This is a genomic window from Streptomyces violaceusniger Tu 4113 (assembly GCF_000147815.2).
Lineage (GTDB): Bacteria > Actinomycetota > Actinomycetes > Streptomycetales > Streptomycetaceae > Streptomyces > Streptomyces violaceusniger_A.
Genome location: NC_015957.1, coordinates 3448810 through 3465371, shown reverse-complemented (window position 1 = coordinate 3465371; position 16562 = coordinate 3448810). Strand labels below are relative to the sequence as shown.

At 71.0% G+C, this 16562-nt stretch carries 14 protein-coding genes; 3 read left to right on the top strand and 11 right to left on the bottom strand.

What is annotated here, in order from left to right; all coding sequences use genetic code 11:
- Positions 1 to 148: 148 nt before the first annotated feature.
- Both STRVI_RS14840 and STRVI_RS14835 read left to right on the top strand, forming a co-directional pair.
- The gene (locus STRVI_RS14840) at positions 149 to 544 is read left to right on the top strand and encodes a DUF485 domain-containing protein (protein ID WP_014056469.1); all 396 of its coding nucleotides are present in this window, start codon (positions 149 to 151) and stop codon (positions 542 to 544) included.
- Positions 541 to 2136 carry a solute symporter family protein gene (locus STRVI_RS14835; RefSeq protein WP_014056468.1) on the top strand — a complete coding sequence of 532 codons (1596 nt, stop codon included), beginning with the start codon at positions 541 to 543 and terminating at the stop codon, positions 2134 to 2136. Before STRVI_RS14840 ends, STRVI_RS14835 begins: the two co-directional genes overlap by 4 nt.
- A gap of 189 nt (positions 2137 to 2325) precedes the next feature.
- Here STRVI_RS14835 and STRVI_RS49980 read toward each other — a convergent pair whose 3' ends face one another.
- The 10 genes from STRVI_RS49980 to STRVI_RS14785 all read right to left on the bottom strand — a co-directional run bounded on the left by STRVI_RS49980 (position 2326) and on the right by STRVI_RS14785 (position 12770).
- On the bottom strand, positions 2326 to 2844 hold the full coding sequence (locus STRVI_RS49980; RefSeq protein ID WP_014056467.1) for a hypothetical protein: 519 nt from the start codon (positions 2842 to 2844) through the stop codon (positions 2326 to 2328).
- Positions 2828 to 3319: an RNA polymerase sigma factor gene (locus tag STRVI_RS14825; RefSeq protein WP_014056466.1), complete on the bottom strand. Its 492-nt coding sequence runs from the start codon at positions 3317 to 3319 to the stop codon at positions 2828 to 2830. Before STRVI_RS14825 ends, STRVI_RS49980 begins: the two co-directional genes overlap by 17 nt.
- 85 nt (positions 3320 to 3404) lie before the next feature.
- On the bottom strand, positions 3405 to 4019 hold the full coding sequence (locus STRVI_RS14820) for a class F sortase (RefSeq protein ID WP_014056465.1): 615 nt from the start codon (positions 4017 to 4019) through the stop codon (positions 3405 to 3407).
- Positions 4016 to 4426 carry a hypothetical protein gene (locus tag STRVI_RS14815; protein WP_014056464.1) on the bottom strand — a complete coding sequence of 137 codons (411 nt, stop codon included), beginning with the start codon at positions 4424 to 4426 and terminating at the stop codon, positions 4016 to 4018. Before STRVI_RS14815 ends, STRVI_RS14820 begins: the two co-directional genes overlap by 4 nt.
- 220 nt (positions 4427 to 4646) lie before the next feature.
- Positions 4647 to 6875, bottom strand: coding sequence for a catalase/peroxidase HPI (gene katG / locus STRVI_RS14810; RefSeq protein ID WP_014056463.1), 2229 nt, complete (start codon positions 6873 to 6875; stop codon positions 4647 to 4649).
- A gap of 33 nt (positions 6876 to 6908) precedes the next feature.
- Positions 6909 to 7346, bottom strand: coding sequence for a Fur family transcriptional regulator (locus tag STRVI_RS14805; protein WP_014056462.1), 438 nt, complete (start codon positions 7344 to 7346; stop codon positions 6909 to 6911).
- Between the two features lie 114 nt (positions 7347 to 7460).
- Positions 7461 to 8522: an NlpC/P60 family protein gene (locus tag STRVI_RS14800; protein WP_014056461.1), complete on the bottom strand. Its 1062-nt coding sequence runs from the start codon at positions 8520 to 8522 to the stop codon at positions 7461 to 7463.
- A 21-nt stretch (positions 8523 to 8543) separates the two neighbouring features.
- Positions 8544 to 9026, bottom strand: a complete 483-nt coding sequence (locus STRVI_RS14795; RefSeq protein WP_014056460.1) for a poly-gamma-glutamate biosynthesis protein PgsC/CapC — start codon at positions 9024 to 9026, stop codon at positions 8544 to 8546.
- Positions 9023 to 10588, bottom strand: coding sequence for a poly-gamma-glutamate synthase PgsB (pgsB, locus tag STRVI_RS14790; protein ID WP_014056459.1), 1566 nt, complete (start codon positions 10586 to 10588; stop codon positions 9023 to 9025). The genes STRVI_RS14795 and pgsB overlap by 4 nt, the downstream gene beginning before the upstream one ends.
- 10 nt (positions 10589 to 10598) lie before the next feature.
- Positions 10599 to 12770: a HAMP domain-containing protein gene (locus STRVI_RS14785; protein ID WP_043238791.1), complete on the bottom strand. Its 2172-nt coding sequence runs from the start codon at positions 12768 to 12770 to the stop codon at positions 10599 to 10601.
- A 298-nt stretch (positions 12771 to 13068) separates the two neighbouring features.
- On the opposite strand from STRVI_RS14785, the gene STRVI_RS14780 reads away from it, so the two are divergent.
- Positions 13069 to 14031, top strand: coding sequence for a hypothetical protein (locus tag STRVI_RS14780; protein ID WP_014056457.1), 963 nt, complete (start codon positions 13069 to 13071; stop codon positions 14029 to 14031).
- A gap of 173 nt (positions 14032 to 14204) precedes the next feature.
- Here the strand turns inward: STRVI_RS14780 and STRVI_RS14775 are convergent, their stop codons facing one another.
- The gene (locus STRVI_RS14775; protein WP_014056456.1) at positions 14205 to 16451 is read right to left on the bottom strand and encodes a hypothetical protein; all 2247 of its coding nucleotides are present in this window, start codon (positions 16449 to 16451) and stop codon (positions 14205 to 14207) included.
- Positions 16452 to 16562 lie beyond the last annotated feature (111 nt).

Sequence of the window (16562 nt, the reverse complement as noted above, 5' to 3'; positions counted from 1 at the left end):
GCACCGGTGAGAGCCGGGGGCGGCGTTGACTGTATCCGGCGCCTCACTACACTTGCGGCGTCAAGGGCCCGCCGGTCGCCCCTCCCTCCACCGCTCGAGCGCGGGCGCTCCGAACCGACGCCTCGTCAGAAACACCCCGGAGAAGACCATGAATAAATCGGTGCGACCGCCCGCTTCCTTGCCATCCGAGCGGGCCACCGGAACGGGGTTCGCCGATCGCGGTGACGACATCGGGGAGCCCGATTTCGAGGCGATTCAGCAGAGCCCGGAGTTCAAACTTCTCCGCAAGAGACTGCTCTGGTTCATCTTCCCGATGAGCGCCTTCTTCTTGTGCTGGTACATGACCTTCGTGCTCTTCTCGGCGTATGACCACGAGTTCATGAGCCGCAAGCTGTTCGGCGCGGTCAACACCGGCACCGTCTTCGGCCTGCTGCAGTTCGTATCGACGATGGCGATCGTCCTGACGTACCGGCGCTTCGCGCGCAAGAAACTTGACCCGCAGGTGGACACGGTCCACGAGCTGGCGGGAGTCGGCAAGGAATGACATTGCAGATCGCAGCCCGCACGACCGGCAGCCCGATAATCAACCTGAGCGTCTTCTTCGCTTTCGTCCTCATCACGCTGTTCGTCGTCTACAAGGCCACCAACAGAAATTCGACGACCTCCGACTACTACGCCGCGGGCAGCGCCTTCACCGGCGTCCAGAACGGCATCGCCCTGTCCGGCGACTTCCTCTCCGCGGCCTCGTTCCTCGGCATCTCGGGGGCGATCGCCGTCCATGGCTACGACGGGTTCCTCTACTCCGTGGGGTGGCTCGTGGCGTGGCTGGTGGCCCTCCTGCTCGTCGGGGAGCGGCTGCGCAACACCGGGCGGTTCACGGTCGGCGATGTGATGGCCTACCGCATGAAGCAGCGCCCGGTGCGCGCGGCGGCGGCCAACTCCACCCTGGTCATCACGTTCTTCTACATGCTCGCCCAGATGGCCGGTGCGGGTGGTCTGATCGCCCTGCTGCTCAATGTGCACAGCAAGGGCGGGCAGGCCCTCATCATCACCGGCGTCGGCCTCGTCATGGTCTTCTACGTCCTGGTGGGCGGCATGAAGGGCACGACCTGGGTGCAGATCATCAAGGCGGGCCTGCTGCTGATCTGCGTGACCTTCATGAGCGTGTTCCTGCTCGGCAAGTTCGGGTTCAGCTTCTCGGCGATCCTCGACCAGGCGGCGCAGAACAGCTCGCTGGGCGCGGATCTGCTCAATCCTGGTGGCTGGTACGGCGAGAACTCAATGACCAAGCTCGACTTCGTCTCGCTGTCGCTGTCGCTGGTCCTCGGCATCTCCAGCCTGCCGCACGTGCTGATGCGCTTCTACACCGTGCCCGACGCCAAGGAGGCCCGGCGTTCGGTGGTCTGGTGCTCCTGGTCGATGTTCATCTTCTACCTGTCGATCCTGATCGTCGGGTACGGCGCCACCGCGCTGGTCGGCTCGGACCGGATCGTCAACGCCCCCGGCGGCGAGAACTCCGCCGCTCCCCTGCTCGCCTTCGAGATCGGCGGCGCGATGCTGCTGGGCGTCGTCTCCGCGGTGGCCTTCGCGACGATCCTCGCGGTGGTGGCCGGGCTGACCCTGGCCGCCTCGGCCTCGTTCGCCCATGACGTGTACGCCAACGTGATCCGCGACGGCAAGGCCGACCCGCGCTCCGAGATCCGGGTCGCGCGGCTGACGGCGCTCGTGATCGGTTTCATGGCCATCCTCGGCGGCATCGTCACCAACGGCCAGAACGTGGCGTTCCTGGTGTCGTTGGCCCTGGCGCTCGCCGCGTCCGCCAATCTGCCGACGATCCTCTACACGCTGTTCTGGAAGCGGTTCAATACGACCGGGACGCTGTGGAGCATCTACGGCGGCCTGGGGTCCGGCCTGGTGCTCATCATCTTCTCGCCAGCGATCTCGGGCAGTTCCACGTCGATCATCAAGGGCGTGGACTTCCACTGGTTCCCCCTCACCAACCCCGGCCTGGTGTCGATTCCGCTCTCCTTCCTCTGCGGATTCCTCGGCACGATCTTCAGCAAGGATTCCTCGGACTCCAAGAAGCAGGCGGAGATGGAGGTCCGGTCGCTGACCGGCATCGGTTCGAAGGCGTAAGCCGGACGGACCGCTCCTGGGCGGCCCCGCTCGGGGCCGCCCAGGGCCTGTCCGGCGGATCTTCGCGCCTGTGACATCAGCGGCCGGCGCCGCGGGGCCCGCGGCGTCTGGTGCAGGGGGCACCTCCCAGCGGTAGCCGGGGGCGCGGTGCCAGGCGTCGCGGGCCCGCGAAGGTCCGCCGGACAGGCCCTACGGCCGGCGGATGGTGCCGGGGGCCGTGAGGGGTCCCCTCCGGAGCTCCGACGGCTCGGCCCGCGCCGAGGAGCTCGGTGCCGTCGACCGCCCGGGGAGGGGGACGTTCCTGCTGTCCCGGGGGCCGGCGGTCTCGTTCCGGGGCCCGCGGGTGACGCGCCGGCCGGCGGTCTTGGACGGCGCCGACGGGGTGGGCGACGCCGAGGGACGACCGGGGGGCGCCGACGGGAGCGGGGGCGTCGTACGGCCCGTCGCGGGCGGCGGGGCGAGCGGCACCGTCGGGCGCGCGGGCGTCTCGGGCGCAGTCAGACGGAGCGGCAGCGCGATGAGGGCGGCGACGGCGCAGGACACGCCGACCCCGGCCGCGGCGCGCAGCAGCCGGCGGCGGGCCGCGGCGCGGCGGATCGCCTCGTACCGGCCGGGGGGCGGGCCGAGGTAGTCGGAGGTGGGCCGCAGGATCACCGCGAGGGGGTCGTCGGGTTCCAGCTCCGGGCCGTCGTCAAAGTGTGGGGTCAAGGCTTCTCCTCAGATGGACGCGGAGCAGTTCTCTGGCCGCGTGGAGGTCGGCCTTGACGGTTCCTTCCTTGCGCCCGGTCAGTACGGACACCTCCCGGATCGGCATATCAGCGTAGTAGTGCAGCAGGATCGGCACGCGCAGTCGTTCCGGCAGCGACTGTACGAGCAGACGTACCGACGGGTCGGACTGTTCGGCGTGGGGGCGGAGGGCGGCTTCGGAGGTGGCCCGGCGCATGGCCTTGCGCTCGCGCTCCATCTTGCGCCAGTGGTCCCGGACGAGATTGGCCGCGGTGACGTAGAGGAAGCCACGCGGCTCCTCCACGGACGTCCAGCGGGCCCAGAGCCGGGTGAACGCCTCGGAGGCGATCTCATGGGCTGTCTCGTCGTCGTCGACGAGCCGGCGGCACCAGCCGGCGAGGCGTGGGTAGAGGGCGGCGAACAGCTCGGACGCCGCCCTGTCACGGGACCGTTTCAACGCACTCCATGGTCGTGATGGCACTCGGAGGGGAAGACCCCGGGCCGCCGGTGTGGGTTCCGTCGGCCCGGGATCCAGGGGTGGGTCAGGAGCCGGCGGAGGTCAGCGCGGCGAAGACGATCACGTTGTCGAGGTAGCCGTCGCCGGAGCGCGGGCCACCACAGGTGATCAGCCGCAGCTCCGGACGGTCCACGTCCCCGTAGACGTCGTCCGCCGGGAAGTCCGCCTTGGCCACCGTCCGTACGGCGGTGATGGCGAACACCGCCGCCGTGCCGTTCTCCAGGCGCGCCACGACCCGGTCGCCCCGGCGCAGCCGGGCGAGGTGGCGGAAGACCCCGTCACCGTAGTCGCCGACCGTCACATGGCCGAGGATGACCGACGGGCCGACCTGTCCCGGTGTCGGCGAGTGCCGGTACCAGCCCGCCTGGTCGTGCTCCGTGACCGGCGGCACCCGCACACTTCCGTCCCGCGCCAGCCCCAGCCGCATGACCGGGGTGTCGACGTCGATGGCCGGGATCAGCAGCCGGACCGGGACCGAACGCCCCAGGGGACGCGCCGCCTTCACGGGGGTCGGGGAAGGCGGTGAGGTCCTCCCGGAACCTGGTCCGGCCGTGGCCTGCCGGGCCGGATGGCCGCCGCAGCCCACGAGCAGCGAGGCCATCGCCGCCGTGGTGAACGCGCGCCTGGAGAACGGGGTCATGCCCCGGTCGCCCGCCGGCGACGGACGACGAAGACCGCCGCGCCGCCCGCGACGAGCGCCGCGGCGGCGCCCCCGCCGATCAGTTGGCCCTGGGCGTCGGAGCCGGAGGACTTGGCCGTCACGCCGGTGTTCGGCGCGCCCCTCGGGACGACGCCGACCTGGCCGCGGTCCCGCGTCTTGGTCGGCTTCTCCTTCGGGGCCGGGGTGGCGGCGCCCGGCCGGCTCGGCTGCCGGCTCGGGACCGGGCTGGCGGCCGGGCCGCGGGTGGGTTCCGCGCTCTGGGCGGGGGCCGCGGCGGACGAGGGGGCGCGGGGGGCCGGAGACTTCTCGTCGGCGAACGCGGGCGCGGTGCTCACCAGGACGGCGGTACACGCGAGTGTCATCGCGCTGAGGACGGTTCGGCGCATGGAATCGCTCTCTTTCGTCGGTCCGCCCGCTATGCGGCGGGCGGGTTACGGATCGAGCGGAGAGACGAGGCAGCGGCGCGGTGCGTTGTAAAGAGCAGGCAAAGTATGTCGGTCGGCCCTGTTCTAGCCGGAGTTCGGGCTGAACGCCGGAGTGAACGCCGGGCGGAAAAGCGTCCAGGCCGGCCCGTGCGGGCCGGCCTGGACGTCGTGCTCAGGTGTGTCAGACGAGGTCGATCCGGTCGAGGTTGGAGACCTTGACCCAGGCGGCGACGAAGTCCTTCACGAACTTCTCCTTCGCGTCATCGCTCGCGTAGACCTCGGCGAGCGCCCGCAGCTCGGAGTTGGAGCCGAAGACCAGGTCGGCCCGGGTGCCGGTCCACTTGACCGCACCGGTGGCGCCGTCGCGGCCCTCGAAGGTGCTCTGGTCCTCCGAGGTGGCCTTCCACGTCGTGCCCATGTCGAGCAGGTTGACGAAGAAGTCGTTGGTCAGCACTCCGGGCGTCTCGGTGAGGACACCGGCCGCCGACTGCTGGTAGTTGGCGCCCAGCACCCGCAGGCCACCGACGAGGGCCGTCATCTCCGGGCCGCTCAGGGTGAGCAGGTTGGCCCGGTCGAGCAGCAGGTACTCGGCCGGGAGGCGGTTGCCCTTGCCGACGTAGTTGCGGAACCCGTCGGCGGTCGGCTCCAGCGCGACGAAGGACTCCGCGTCGGTCTGCTCCTCGGTCGCGTCGACACGGCCCGGAGTGAAGGGCACCTCGATGTCGTGTCCGGCGTCCTTGGCGGCCTTCTCCACGGCGGCCGCACCGCCGAGCACGATCAGGTCGGCCAGCGACACCTTCTTCGCACCGGCACCGGCGTTGAACGCCTGCTGGACGCCCTCGAGGGCGCGCAGCACGGTGGCGAGCTCACCGGGCTCGTTGACCTCCCAGTCGCGCTGCGGCTCGAGGCGGATGCGCGCGCCGTTGGCGCCGCCGCGCTTGTCGCTGCCGCGGTAGGTCGAGGCCGACGCCCACGCCGTGGAGACGAGCTGGGCGACGCTCAGGCCCGCGTCGAGGAGCTTGGCCTTGAGGGCCGTGATGTCCGCGGCGTCGATGACCTCGCCCTCGGCCTCCGGCAGCGGGTCCTGCCACAGCAGGGTCTCCGCCGGGACCTCCGGGCCCAGGTACAGCGACTTGGGGCCCATGTCGCGGTGGGTCAGCTTGAACCAGGCGCGGGCGAAGGCGTCCGCGAACTGGTCGGGGTGCTCGTAGAACCGGCGGGAGATCGGCTCGTAGACCGGGTCGAGGCGCAGCGCCAGGTCGGTGGTGAGCATGTTCGGGGCGATCTTCTTCGAGGAGTCGTGGGCGTGCGGCACCGTGCCCTCGCCCGCGCCCTCCTTCGGCCGCCACTGGTGGGCGCCGGCCGGGCTCTTGGTCAGCTCCCACTCGTAGCCGAAGAGGTTCTCGAAGAAGTTGTTGCTCCACTGGGTGGGCGTGGTGGTCCAGGTGACCTCGAGGCCCGAGGTGATGGCGTCCGCGCCCTTGCCGGTGCCGTAGGTGTTCCGCCAGCCCAGGCCCTGCTCCTCGATGGTGGCGGCCTCGGGGTCCGCGCCGACGTGGTCGGCCGGGCCCGCGCCGTGGGTCTTGCCGAAGGTGTGGCCGCCCGCGATCAGCGCGACCGTCTCCTCGTCGTTCATCGCCATCCGGCGGAAGGTCTCGCGGATGTCGCGGGCCGCCGCGATCGGGTCCGGGTTTCCGTTCGGGCCCTCCGGGTTGACGTAGATCAGACCCATCTGCACGGCGCCGAGCGGGTTCTCCAGCTCGCGGTCACCGGTGTAGCGCTCGTCCCCGAGCCAGGTGCTCTCCGGGCCCCAGTACACGTCCTCCTCGGACTCCCAGACGTCCTCGCGGCCGCCGCCGAAGCCGAAGGTGGTGAAGCCCATGGACTCCAGGGCGACATTGCCGGTGAGGACCATCAGGTCGGCCCAGGACAGGGCCTGGCCGTACTTCTTCTTCACCGGCCACAGCAGACGGCGCGCCTTGTCCAGGTTGCCGTTGTCCGGCCAGCTATTGAGCGGGGCGAAGCGCTGCTGACCGGCGCCCGCGCCACCGCGGCCGTCGCTGATCCGGTAGGTGCCCGCGCTGTGCCACGCCATACGGATCATGAACGGGCCGTAGTGGCCGAAGTCGGCCGGCCACCAGTCCTGCGAGGTCGTCAGCACCTCGGCGATGTCCTGCTTCACCGCCGCGAGGTCGAGCCCCTGGAAGGCCTCCGCGTAGTCGAACCCCTCGTCCAGGGGGTTCGCCACGGCGGGGTTCTTGGCCAGGATCTTCAGATTGAGCCGCTCCGGCCACCACTGACGGTTGCCGCCCCCCTGAGTCGGATGCGGAGCGCGCTCGTGCGCGACCGGGCAGCCCCCCGCCTCCTCCGTCTTCGCGTCTACGACGATTGCCTCATGGTTCTCGGACATGGGAATCCTTCCAAGCTGGGCGGATCATGGTGCTCAGGAACTCGTGGCGGTGGAACAGTCGGAGCACAGGCCCCAGTAGATGACCTCGGCCTCGTCGATCGAGAAGCCGTGGTCGTCGGACGCGGTCAGGCAGGGCGCCTCACCGGCGGCACAGTCGACATCGGCGACGGCATCACACGACCGGCACACGACGTGGTGGTGGTTGTCCCCGACGCGTCCTTCGAACCGGACGGGGTTGCCGGCCGGTTCGATGCGGCGTACGAGGCCCGCCGCGGTCATCGCGTGGAGGGCCTCGTACACGGCCTGCAGGGAGATGTGGCCGACGCGATCGCGTACCCCGGAGGCGATCGCCTCGACGCCGAGGTGGTCGCCGTCCCGGACGGTTTCGAGCAGCGCGACACGGGCGGCCGTCACCCGCAGGCCGGCACCGCGCAGCTCCTCGGCAGTGGTCGGAGTCTGGGATGCGGTCATGGCGCTTGAACCTACCCGCATAAACGCGAACGCTACAAGGAAACGAGGCGTTAAAGTCTGCCGCAACGCGGAAAAGTTTTGCCCGATTTTCGGGTGTTTTCCCCTCCCGAGCCCTCAGAGGCGCTTGGCGCTGCGGAAGAGCCCGGCGTAGAAGCCGTTGCCGTCGATCCGGGAGACACCGCCGTTGTCGCCGATGGTGGGGCCGTTCTGCTCCTTGCGGCTGGAGACGAAGACCCGGTGGCCGTCGGTGTCCAGCCCCAGGTACAACGCGACATGGTCCATATGGTTGCCGGTGCGGTGATCCATCTTGAAGAACAACAGGTCACCAGGTTGCAGAAGGTCGATGTTGGTGGGCCGGGTGTACCAGGGGGCGGGGCCCTGCATCTTGATGACGTCGACGCCGGTCTTGGAGCGGGCCATGCCGTCGGCGGTGCGCGGCAGGCCGTCGCCGAGGGCGTTGGTCGCCATCAGGGGGAAGCGGGCGCGGTAGCCCATCACCATGCGGATGAAGCCGGAGCAGTCCAGCGCCCGGTAGCGGTCCTGGCGCGGGGCCAGCGTGGTGCCGTTGCGGAAGGTGTAGGAGATGCCGAGGTAGTCGTAGAAGTCGTTCTGCTCCAGACGGTCCACGCCGTCCGGCTTGAACGGTCCGAAGACCGCGTCGCCCGCGTACGGGATGCCCTGGGCGTCCTTCTTGACCGGCGCGCCCTGCACATACTGGAAGGCGATCGCGAAGAGGTCCTCCTTCTCGCTGCCGTAGTTCTCCTTGAACCAGCTCTTGAACCACTGCTCCTTCTCGGCGCCCGCGGTCCACGCCTCCGGCATCAGCCGCACCCAGTCCTCGGTGATCACCTTGGACTTGGTGTTGACGGGCTCGCTGAAGGTACGGGAGGGGCCACGCAGGGTGGCGGTGCGGGCGCGGTCGGTGAAGGTGGCGAGGATCTGGCCGTTCTCACCGCGCAGGATGGTGCGCTCGGGGTTCTTCAGCCGCTCCCAGGTCTGCTTGCCGCCCGGCCGGCCGGTGCCGCCTTCCAGGTTCAGCTCGTCGATGACCGCCTGGGTGGCGGGCGTCTTGGCCTGCTCGTCCTTTCTGAGCTCCACGGTCAGATAGCCGCTGGCGCCGAGCAGCGCGAGCACGGTGGCGGCGTGCAGGACGGGGCGTTTCTTCTTGGGTGGCATGGGATCGGCTCCAGTGGTGGGTCAGGCGGACGGCATGACGCCGAGGAGGATTCCGGCGGTGAGGACGACATAGGCCATCAGCGTCACCGACCCGGTGGACAGCAGGGTGGCCCCCCGGGGCTGGCGGACCAACTGGTAGGCGATCAGTCCGGGGACGATGAAGCCGAGGGTCTGGTTCGCGTACATCAGCGGGAACTCCAGCGACAGGATGATCATCACGGTCGCCTGGAGCGTCACGCCGAGCAGCACGACCGCGGCGAACAGCCGCTTGCCGTAGAGGATCACGAACTTCTGCATCAGCAGCGTGCCCACATAGGTGAGCACGGTCACGCCGACCACCATCGCGGCCCGCTGCAGATCCTCGACGAGGGTCAGCGCCAGCCAGCCCGGGGTGATCATGCCGCCGGGCGAGAGGTTGGTGGTCAGATAGCAGACCAGCGAGAAGAGCAGCCCGATCGCGATGCCGATGGCGGCGATCTCAGGGGTGAGGACGGCGGGGATCAACGGTGCTGCTCTCCTGGGTTCTGCCCCTGCTGGGAGTCGTCGGCGGGCGGGGCGGGCGGGACGCGCGGCTCGAACAGGCCGCGGGGCTGCGGGGATTCGGGGGTGGATACCACCGGCGGGGATCCGGGGGCGGGTATCACCGCGGGCCAGGGCTCCCGGGAGTCCTGGCCGTAGGTCTGCCGCGGGTACGGCTGCTCGGAGGTGCGCTGATGCGGCACCTGCGCCTGGGGCGCGTACCGGCTCTCGTACGCCTCCGGGTACCGCTGGTAGGGGTCCAGGCGGGGCGCGTAGAGCTGCATCGTGTCCACGTACTCGACATGGCGCTCGTCGGCCGCCGGGGCCGACGGGGCCGCCGCTGCCGCCGGTACCTCGTCGGCGCTGTCGTCGGCCGGCAGCTCGGCGAGGTGCTCCAGGAGGAGCTCGCCCTGGCCGTGGATGTTGCCGATGGCGACCAGGGAGGAGTCGGCGCCGAGATGGCCGAGCAGCTCGGCCATGAACTCCTCGGGGTCCCGGCGGTCGCCGCCGAGGTCCACCGCCCGGCCCCGGTACTCGGCCGGGATGGCGTCGATGGCGGACTTGGCCGGATGCCCGATGACGAAGACCTGCTCGGGGTCGAGGTCGGGGATGATCTCGCCCATCTGGCCATTGCGCTCGACGCGGTCGGGGCGGCAGTTGATGACGACGTTGAGCGGGCGGTGGACGGCGCCGAGGTCGAGAAGCTGGTTGATGTTCATCAGCGTCGACTCGGGGTCGTTGGCCGCGAAGACGTTGGCGAACCGCAGCTTCTTGCCGTCCTCGGTGGCGTACCGCTCGACGGAGAGCACACCGGGGTCCGGCGGGGCGTCGTACATGCCCTTGAGGGCGGTCTCGCGGTCGACGCCCACCAGCTCGGCGACGGTGAGCGCGATGGCCACGTTCTCCTTGAAGGTGAACCAGCTGAAGCCGCGCAGCTCCTCGTCGCTGACCGTATCGGGGTCGGCGTAGATCAACTGGCAGTTCCGGGCGTCCGCCTCCTCCTGGAGGATGTCGAAGCGGTCCTGCTCGGCGGTGACGCAGATGCCGTTCTCGGGCATGGACCGGCACAGGGAGCGCGCCACGTCGTCCAGCGTCGGGCCCATTTCGGCCAGGTGGTCCTCGCGGACGTTGCACAGCACGCCGATCGTGGAGCGGATCAGCTTGGACTGGTTGATCTCCTGGAGCGCCGGCATGACCGCCATGCACTCGATGACGAGCGCCTCCGGGTTGTAGGCGGCGGCGCGGCGCACGATGCCGATCTGCTCGACGACGTTGGCGATGCCGAACTTGCGGTAGACGGGTTCCTCGGTGGCGTCCGGGTGGATGAAGCGGGCCGCCGTACCGGTGGTCTTGGCGACGGTGGTCAGCCCGCCGCCGCGCAGGGCGCCCGCGCACAGCCGGGTGATGGAGGACTTGCCGCGGATGCCGTTGACCAGGACCCGGGTGGGGATCATGTCGAGGTTGGTCTGGTGCCGCCGCTGTTCGACGATGCCGGCGATCAGCAGGACGGCCTCGCACACCACGAGCACGGTGTAGAGGAAGAGCACGGTGAGGGCCTCAGTTCCTTCCGACTCCGGCGGGGGTCCGGCTGCCGCCGTCCCGTTTGCGGGGCTGCTCCTGGAGCTGCTGCCGGATCAGCTCCAGGCTGCGGACGACGGCGCCGACCTCGTCGTGGTGGCGCGGGAACAGCACGGTCTTGCGGTCTCCGGCGGCGAGCGCCTCGGCCAGCTGGGCCAGGGCGCGCAGCGGCCGTACGACGACGATGTGCAGCCAGCCTAGGCAGGCGGCCGCGGCGGTCAGCCCGAGCAGTCCGGCCAGTACGGTCCGGTTCTGCAGGCTGTACTCGGGGATCGCCAGGCCGGCGGCGGGCTGCCAGCTCGCCAGGGACCACTGGAGCGACTTGGCCGCACCGCCGCCGCTGAACGGCGCGACGGCCGCGACCCGCACCGTGCCGCCGCGCTGGACGGTGGCGTGCGCCCGCTTGGTGGCGAGCAGCGAGCTCAGGTGCGAGGGCGCCTTCTCGAAGGCGATATAGCCGGAGTCGCCGCCGATGACCCGGCCCTTGGTGTCCACGACACGGACCTCTCCCATGCCCTGGCGGCCCAGCAGCGCGTTGACGAACTCGATGCGGAACTCGCCGACGACGGCGGCGCCGCCCCGGCCGGGTGCCTGGGCGGTGGCGGTGACGACGGGCTTCTTGCGCCCCTCGCCGGTCACCTCGAGGGCCTGCTTCGAGGGGCCCTTGCCGTCCGCGTGGTGCGGGGAGTGGCCGGCCCGCGCGAGGATCTCGCCGTCGGCGCCGAGGACGTACACCGACTCATAGCGGTCGTGGTCCTGCATGGTGCGCTCCAGCACCTGCTTCATGTCCTCGGGCGTGGTGCGGTCCCCGATCAGGGCCGCGACCGCGGACAGATCCGCATGGCCCTCGTTGAGCGCGCGGCGGACCCGGTCGCTGAGGGTGATGGTGCGGGAGTTCTGGTCGTGAACGATCTGGACCGGGACCTTGACGGCGGAGTCGGCGCGGTTGAGCAGCAGCATCAGCGGGACCGACCAGACGAGCAGCAGGACGGCGCAGACGGCGAGCAGGGCGCGGGCGCCCAGGCCCTTGCGCACGGCCGGGCCCTCGACGTCCGCGGGCTCGCCCTGGAGTTGCCCGCGCAGCCGCTCCAGGGCGGCGCCCACCCGGGCGGCCTCCCCGGCCCTCGGCACGCTCACCGGGCGGGCCAGGTCGCCGCGGGTGAGGCGGCGGCTCTCCAGGAACAGCCGGATCAGCGGGCGCTGCACGGTGCCCAGCAGCACGACCACCGCGAGCCCGCCGATGACCAGCAGGGCGCCGGCGGCGGCCACGCCGAAGGCGGGGCGGGTGATCTGGGAGACCTTGGCGGAGACGTCGACCTCGGTGACGACGGTCAGGCCGAGGCTGCTGGCGGTGGTGGCACCACCGGCCTGGGGGGCTGCGAGCGTGGCGTAGCCGCCGACGGTGCGGACCTCCTTGGCGGCGCCCCCGGCGAGGTGGCCGCTGACGCCGGTGTAGCCGCCCGCGCCGGGCTCCTTGGCCTTGACGGGGTGCTGCCGGCCCTTGCGCGCGGCGGTCTTGGCGAACGAGGTGAGCTGCTTCCGCGCCCGCTCGCTCTCCAGGGCGCCGTGGCTGGAGAGCAGATGGCCGGTGGAGTCGACGACGCCGATGGCACGGCCCGGGCCGAGGTCGACGCCGGGGAAGCTGAGGGTGCTGGAGGCGACGAGCAGTTGCTGCGGCTGGCCCTTCCAGGACAGCAGGGCGACGATGATCAGCCGGGTCTGGCCGTTCTCCAGGCGCACCATGCGCGGGTCCAGCCCGTCGCTGCGGGAGAGCTTGGTGAGATCGATCGCGGTCAGCGGGACGTTCTCGCCGCGGGCGGCGAGCATCTTGCCCGATTTGATCTCGATGACGGCGGTGCCGCGCCACTTCTGGTAGACCTTGCCGACCTTGTCGAGGACGGTGTCGGCGGAGACCGGTCGGCCCTCGTTGAAGAGGGTCGCGGTGCTGGTGAGATCGGTGACCGACTCGTCCAGTGACGCCCGCAGCGCGATGGCGCCGTCTTCGGCGACGTACTGCTGCGAGGTCAGGACCGCCTTGGGGACCAGGGCGTTGTCCGGTTTGCCCAAGGTGAGGGCGGTGATTCCCGCGAGGGAGAGGAGCAGAACCGACAGCACCGCTATGGGGGGCCGAATACCCCCCAGAAGCGACATGTCGGCCCTTCGGCGGACCTTGTGCCGCCGCTTCGAGCGCGAAGCGGCCACGGATGGGCTCCTCTCATGCAACTCACACCACACAGAGCGCACTCGAGTGCGATCCGGACCGTCAGACAGTCAGACGGATCAAAGGGTTGCACATCGTAAAGAAAAAACGAGAAAACGCGTTTGTCATTGACCAAGACCGGGCAAACGACGATCCCCCGCCCTTTGCCGGGCGTTCATCTGGACGTCATTCTTCGCCAGCATCCTCCCGGTATGCCCCCGTAAAAAGGGTCGTTACGATGAGACGGTCATGGCGGAGACACGAGCGAAGTCGATCATCGCGGCGGCCGTCACGGTCGCGTTCGGTCTGCTCCTGGCGGGATTGAGCGCGTATACGATCGGCCGGTCGGGCGGGGGGCCCGCCTCGGACGGTGCGGATGCCCCCGAGGTCCCGCTGGAGCGCAGGATCACCGACTTCACGGCCGGATTCGCCCCCGGCTCCGGCTACCGGGAGCCGCGCCGCGCCGAACGCCGCGCCGTCGCCGACGCGGTGGGCCTGATCCTCGACGGACACCCGGACCGCGCCCGTCCGCCGCTCGCCGACGCCGGCTTCCGGCTCCGTACCCTCACCGACACCGGCACCGGCCGCCGCTACGCCGAACTCTCCGACCGCACCGAGGACGGACCCGCCCCGCGCGGCTGGGGCCGCGTCTACGTGGACCTGTCCGCACCCGCCCGCTGGTCGGTCCAGGTGCCGCACCCGGTCTCCGACGCGGACACCGAACGGCTCGGCGCACGCGTACTCCTGGACTCCCCCGGCGGCGTCCTGGTGCTCGCGGGCGCCCACCGCAGAGCCGGGGAGGGCGATGCCGCGGACGCCGCCCACCGTACGGACTCCGTCTTCGACGCGGTCTGCGACGAGCTGGCCCGGCGCGGTCTGCCCGGCGTCCAGGTCCACGGTTTCGCCGACGACTCGGCGCCGGGCCGGGACGCCGTCGCCTCCACCGGCAAGGGCTCGACGGGCCGCGCGGACGCCCGCCGTCTCGCGGCCGCGCTGACCGCACGGCACTTCTCCGTCTGCCGGGCCTGGGTCCGCGACTGCCCGCTGGAGGGCCGCGACAACGTCCAGGGCCGCAGGGCCGCCGCCGATCATGTGCCGTTCCTGCATGTCGAGTTCGCGCGGTCGGTGCGCGCGAGCGACACGGGGATCCGGCATGCGGCGGCGGCCATCGGCACGGTGACCGCCCGGTGGGCGAAGGACGACGCGGACTGACCAATCCGGCCATCCCGCGGTGATCTCGCGGCTTTCCACGGCATCGATATGCGGCTGCGCCTTGTGCAGGGACCTCGCCCCCAGGCCCCGGGGTCTGGGGGCGGAGCCCCAGTTGAGGGAAGGGGCGGGAGGGGAACAGCCCGCCGCGGGCGTCACGACCCGCCGGACACGGGCTAACCGCGGGCCGCGGCCACCGTGAACGCGCTCTTCACCGTCTGCGCCACGGTGTTGCCGTCCGCGTCGGTCCCGGTGACGCGCAGGGACGCGTCCCGGCCCGCCGCCGATTCCGGAGTGGTCCAGTCCGCGCGGAACCGGCCCTTGCCGAGCGCGGTGGTGGACGCCGCGGTCCATCGCTCGCCGTCGTCGAAGGACACCTCGACCTTGGCCTTGGTGACCGCGGGCGGGGCCACCACGCCCGGCACATGCCCGAAGCCGACGACGAGATGGCCGTCACCGGCCGGGCTCGTGCCGTCCAGCCCGGTGTCGAGCTGGTAGTGCGGGACGACGACCGGCAGCGCCGAGCATTCGGCGGGCCCGTCGTACTCGCCCGCCTCCGACACACACGTCCAGTTGTCCGGCACGGTCTGGCCGCCCGAGTGCCCCGAGGCGAAGGTCCACTCGGTGTGCGTGGTCAGCGATTGGCGGAACTCGCCGTTCGTCCTGGTCTGGTCGTACACCACCGTGTACGGCGCCTCCTTGGGCGGCACGGTCAGCACACCGCCGGGGACGCCGTCGCCCTCGTACAGGGTCGTGTCACCGGAGACCACCGCGAAGTGCGAGGAGGTGATGTCGGACGGGACCGCGAGGACGTGGTGTCCGGCGGAGTCCATGACCGTGGCCGTGCCCAGGGAGAAGGTGAGGGCGTCGCCCTTGCGGCAGGCCGCGCAGTACCACGTCTCGTCCGCGGCGGCGCCCCGAGCGGGCTCGGTGAAGCCCGGGACCAGTGGGCCGCGCAGCCAGTCGACCGTACTGGTCCGGCCGGGCACGAGGGGCTGCTCCTGGGACACGAAGCGCCGCTCCCCGGCCTTGAGCCAGTCCGCGTAGGAGGCACCGGCGGAGCCGCCGACGTACTCGGTCCGCCGCGCCGGTGTCTTGAACGGCTCGGACAGCGCCTCGCCGCCGGCCTCGTACGGCAGGTACATCAGGCGCGCGACCTCTTCGGCGCGGCCCGGCGTATCGCTGTGATAATTGGTGCGCACCGTGGCCAGTTGGCGTCCGGTGACCTTGTAGTGCTGGTTCTTCGCGATCGTGCCGGCGGGGTTGGCCAGCTTGAGGTCGTAGGAGTAGGGCGTGGCCGCGTCCGCGGGCGCCTTGCGGTGGGTGTACACGTTGAAGCGCAGGTCGCCGGTGGTGACGGGGCGGCTGGAGGGCTGCACCTGGACGGGCGGGCCGCCGGAGACGCCGACGCCGCCGTTGACCGCCGCCGCGCCCTTCGTGTCCTGGCGCAGATAGCGGAGGATGAGTTGGTGTTCCTCCGCCGGCCTCGGAGTCGAGAAGGTGACCCGCTCGGTCGCCTTGCGCAGGTCGAGCACCGCTTCGGTGCCGGTGCCGCCGTCGGGGACGGTGAACTCGGCGGTGGCCATGCGCACACCGGCCGGCTCACCGGCGCCGTCGAAGGCCGGGGCGGAGACCATGGCGGTGTAGTGGCCCGCGGGGACCTCGACCCGCGCCTCGCCGTCGACGGCATCGAGGAACGGCTCCCGGTAGCGGGTGGCGTCGTCGGCGTTGGCCAGGGCGAAGGACGTGATGCCCGGGAGGGGCTTGCCGTCCGTGCCGAGCACGGTGATCTTCACCGGGTGGTCCGCCCGCGCCGATGGACGCGGGGCGGCCCGCACACCGTCCGTGGCGACCGTCGGTGCGACGGAGGTGACGCCGCCGAACAGCGGTCCCTCGCCCACGGATCCCTTCGCCGCCTCGGCGCCGACCTGCTTGGCCAGCGCCGCGCCGAAGGCGGGGCCCGAGGGCGGTGCTGTGGCGCCCGTGGTGGCCTCGACCCGCACCGGGGTGGTGGTGACACCGGCCTTGGCGAGGGCGGAGACGTTGAACAGCGCGGGGTCCAGGGTGCGGCCCAGGTACGGCAGCGCGGTCAGCGGAATGACGAAGACATCGTTGTCCAACCGCCGGGTCACATAGTCCGCCTCGGCACCCGGCCGCGGCGCCACCACAACGCTCCCGTCCGCGCGGAGCGTGACGCGCTCGCCGGTGACCAGGGTGACGGTGTGGGCTGTCGTCTCGGGTACGACCGGCACGGCGGACGCGGCCGTGGCGGTGCCCGGCACCGGGGCGGGGGCGGCCAGGGCGCCGGGCGCGGGGCCCGCCGCCAGCCCGAGGGCGGTCAGGACACAGCCGGACGCGAGGGCGCGGGCGCCGCGCGCTCCGGCGCGGTGCACTGCGGTCTTTCTGATCCGTCGATACCACATGAGGCGGATCCTTCCTTGACGGCGGGTCAACGTGACGGTCGAGGAACATGACGGGCGATCAATGGCCACGATCAGTGGGCACTCTTACGCCCCACAGGTTCGCCATCGGAA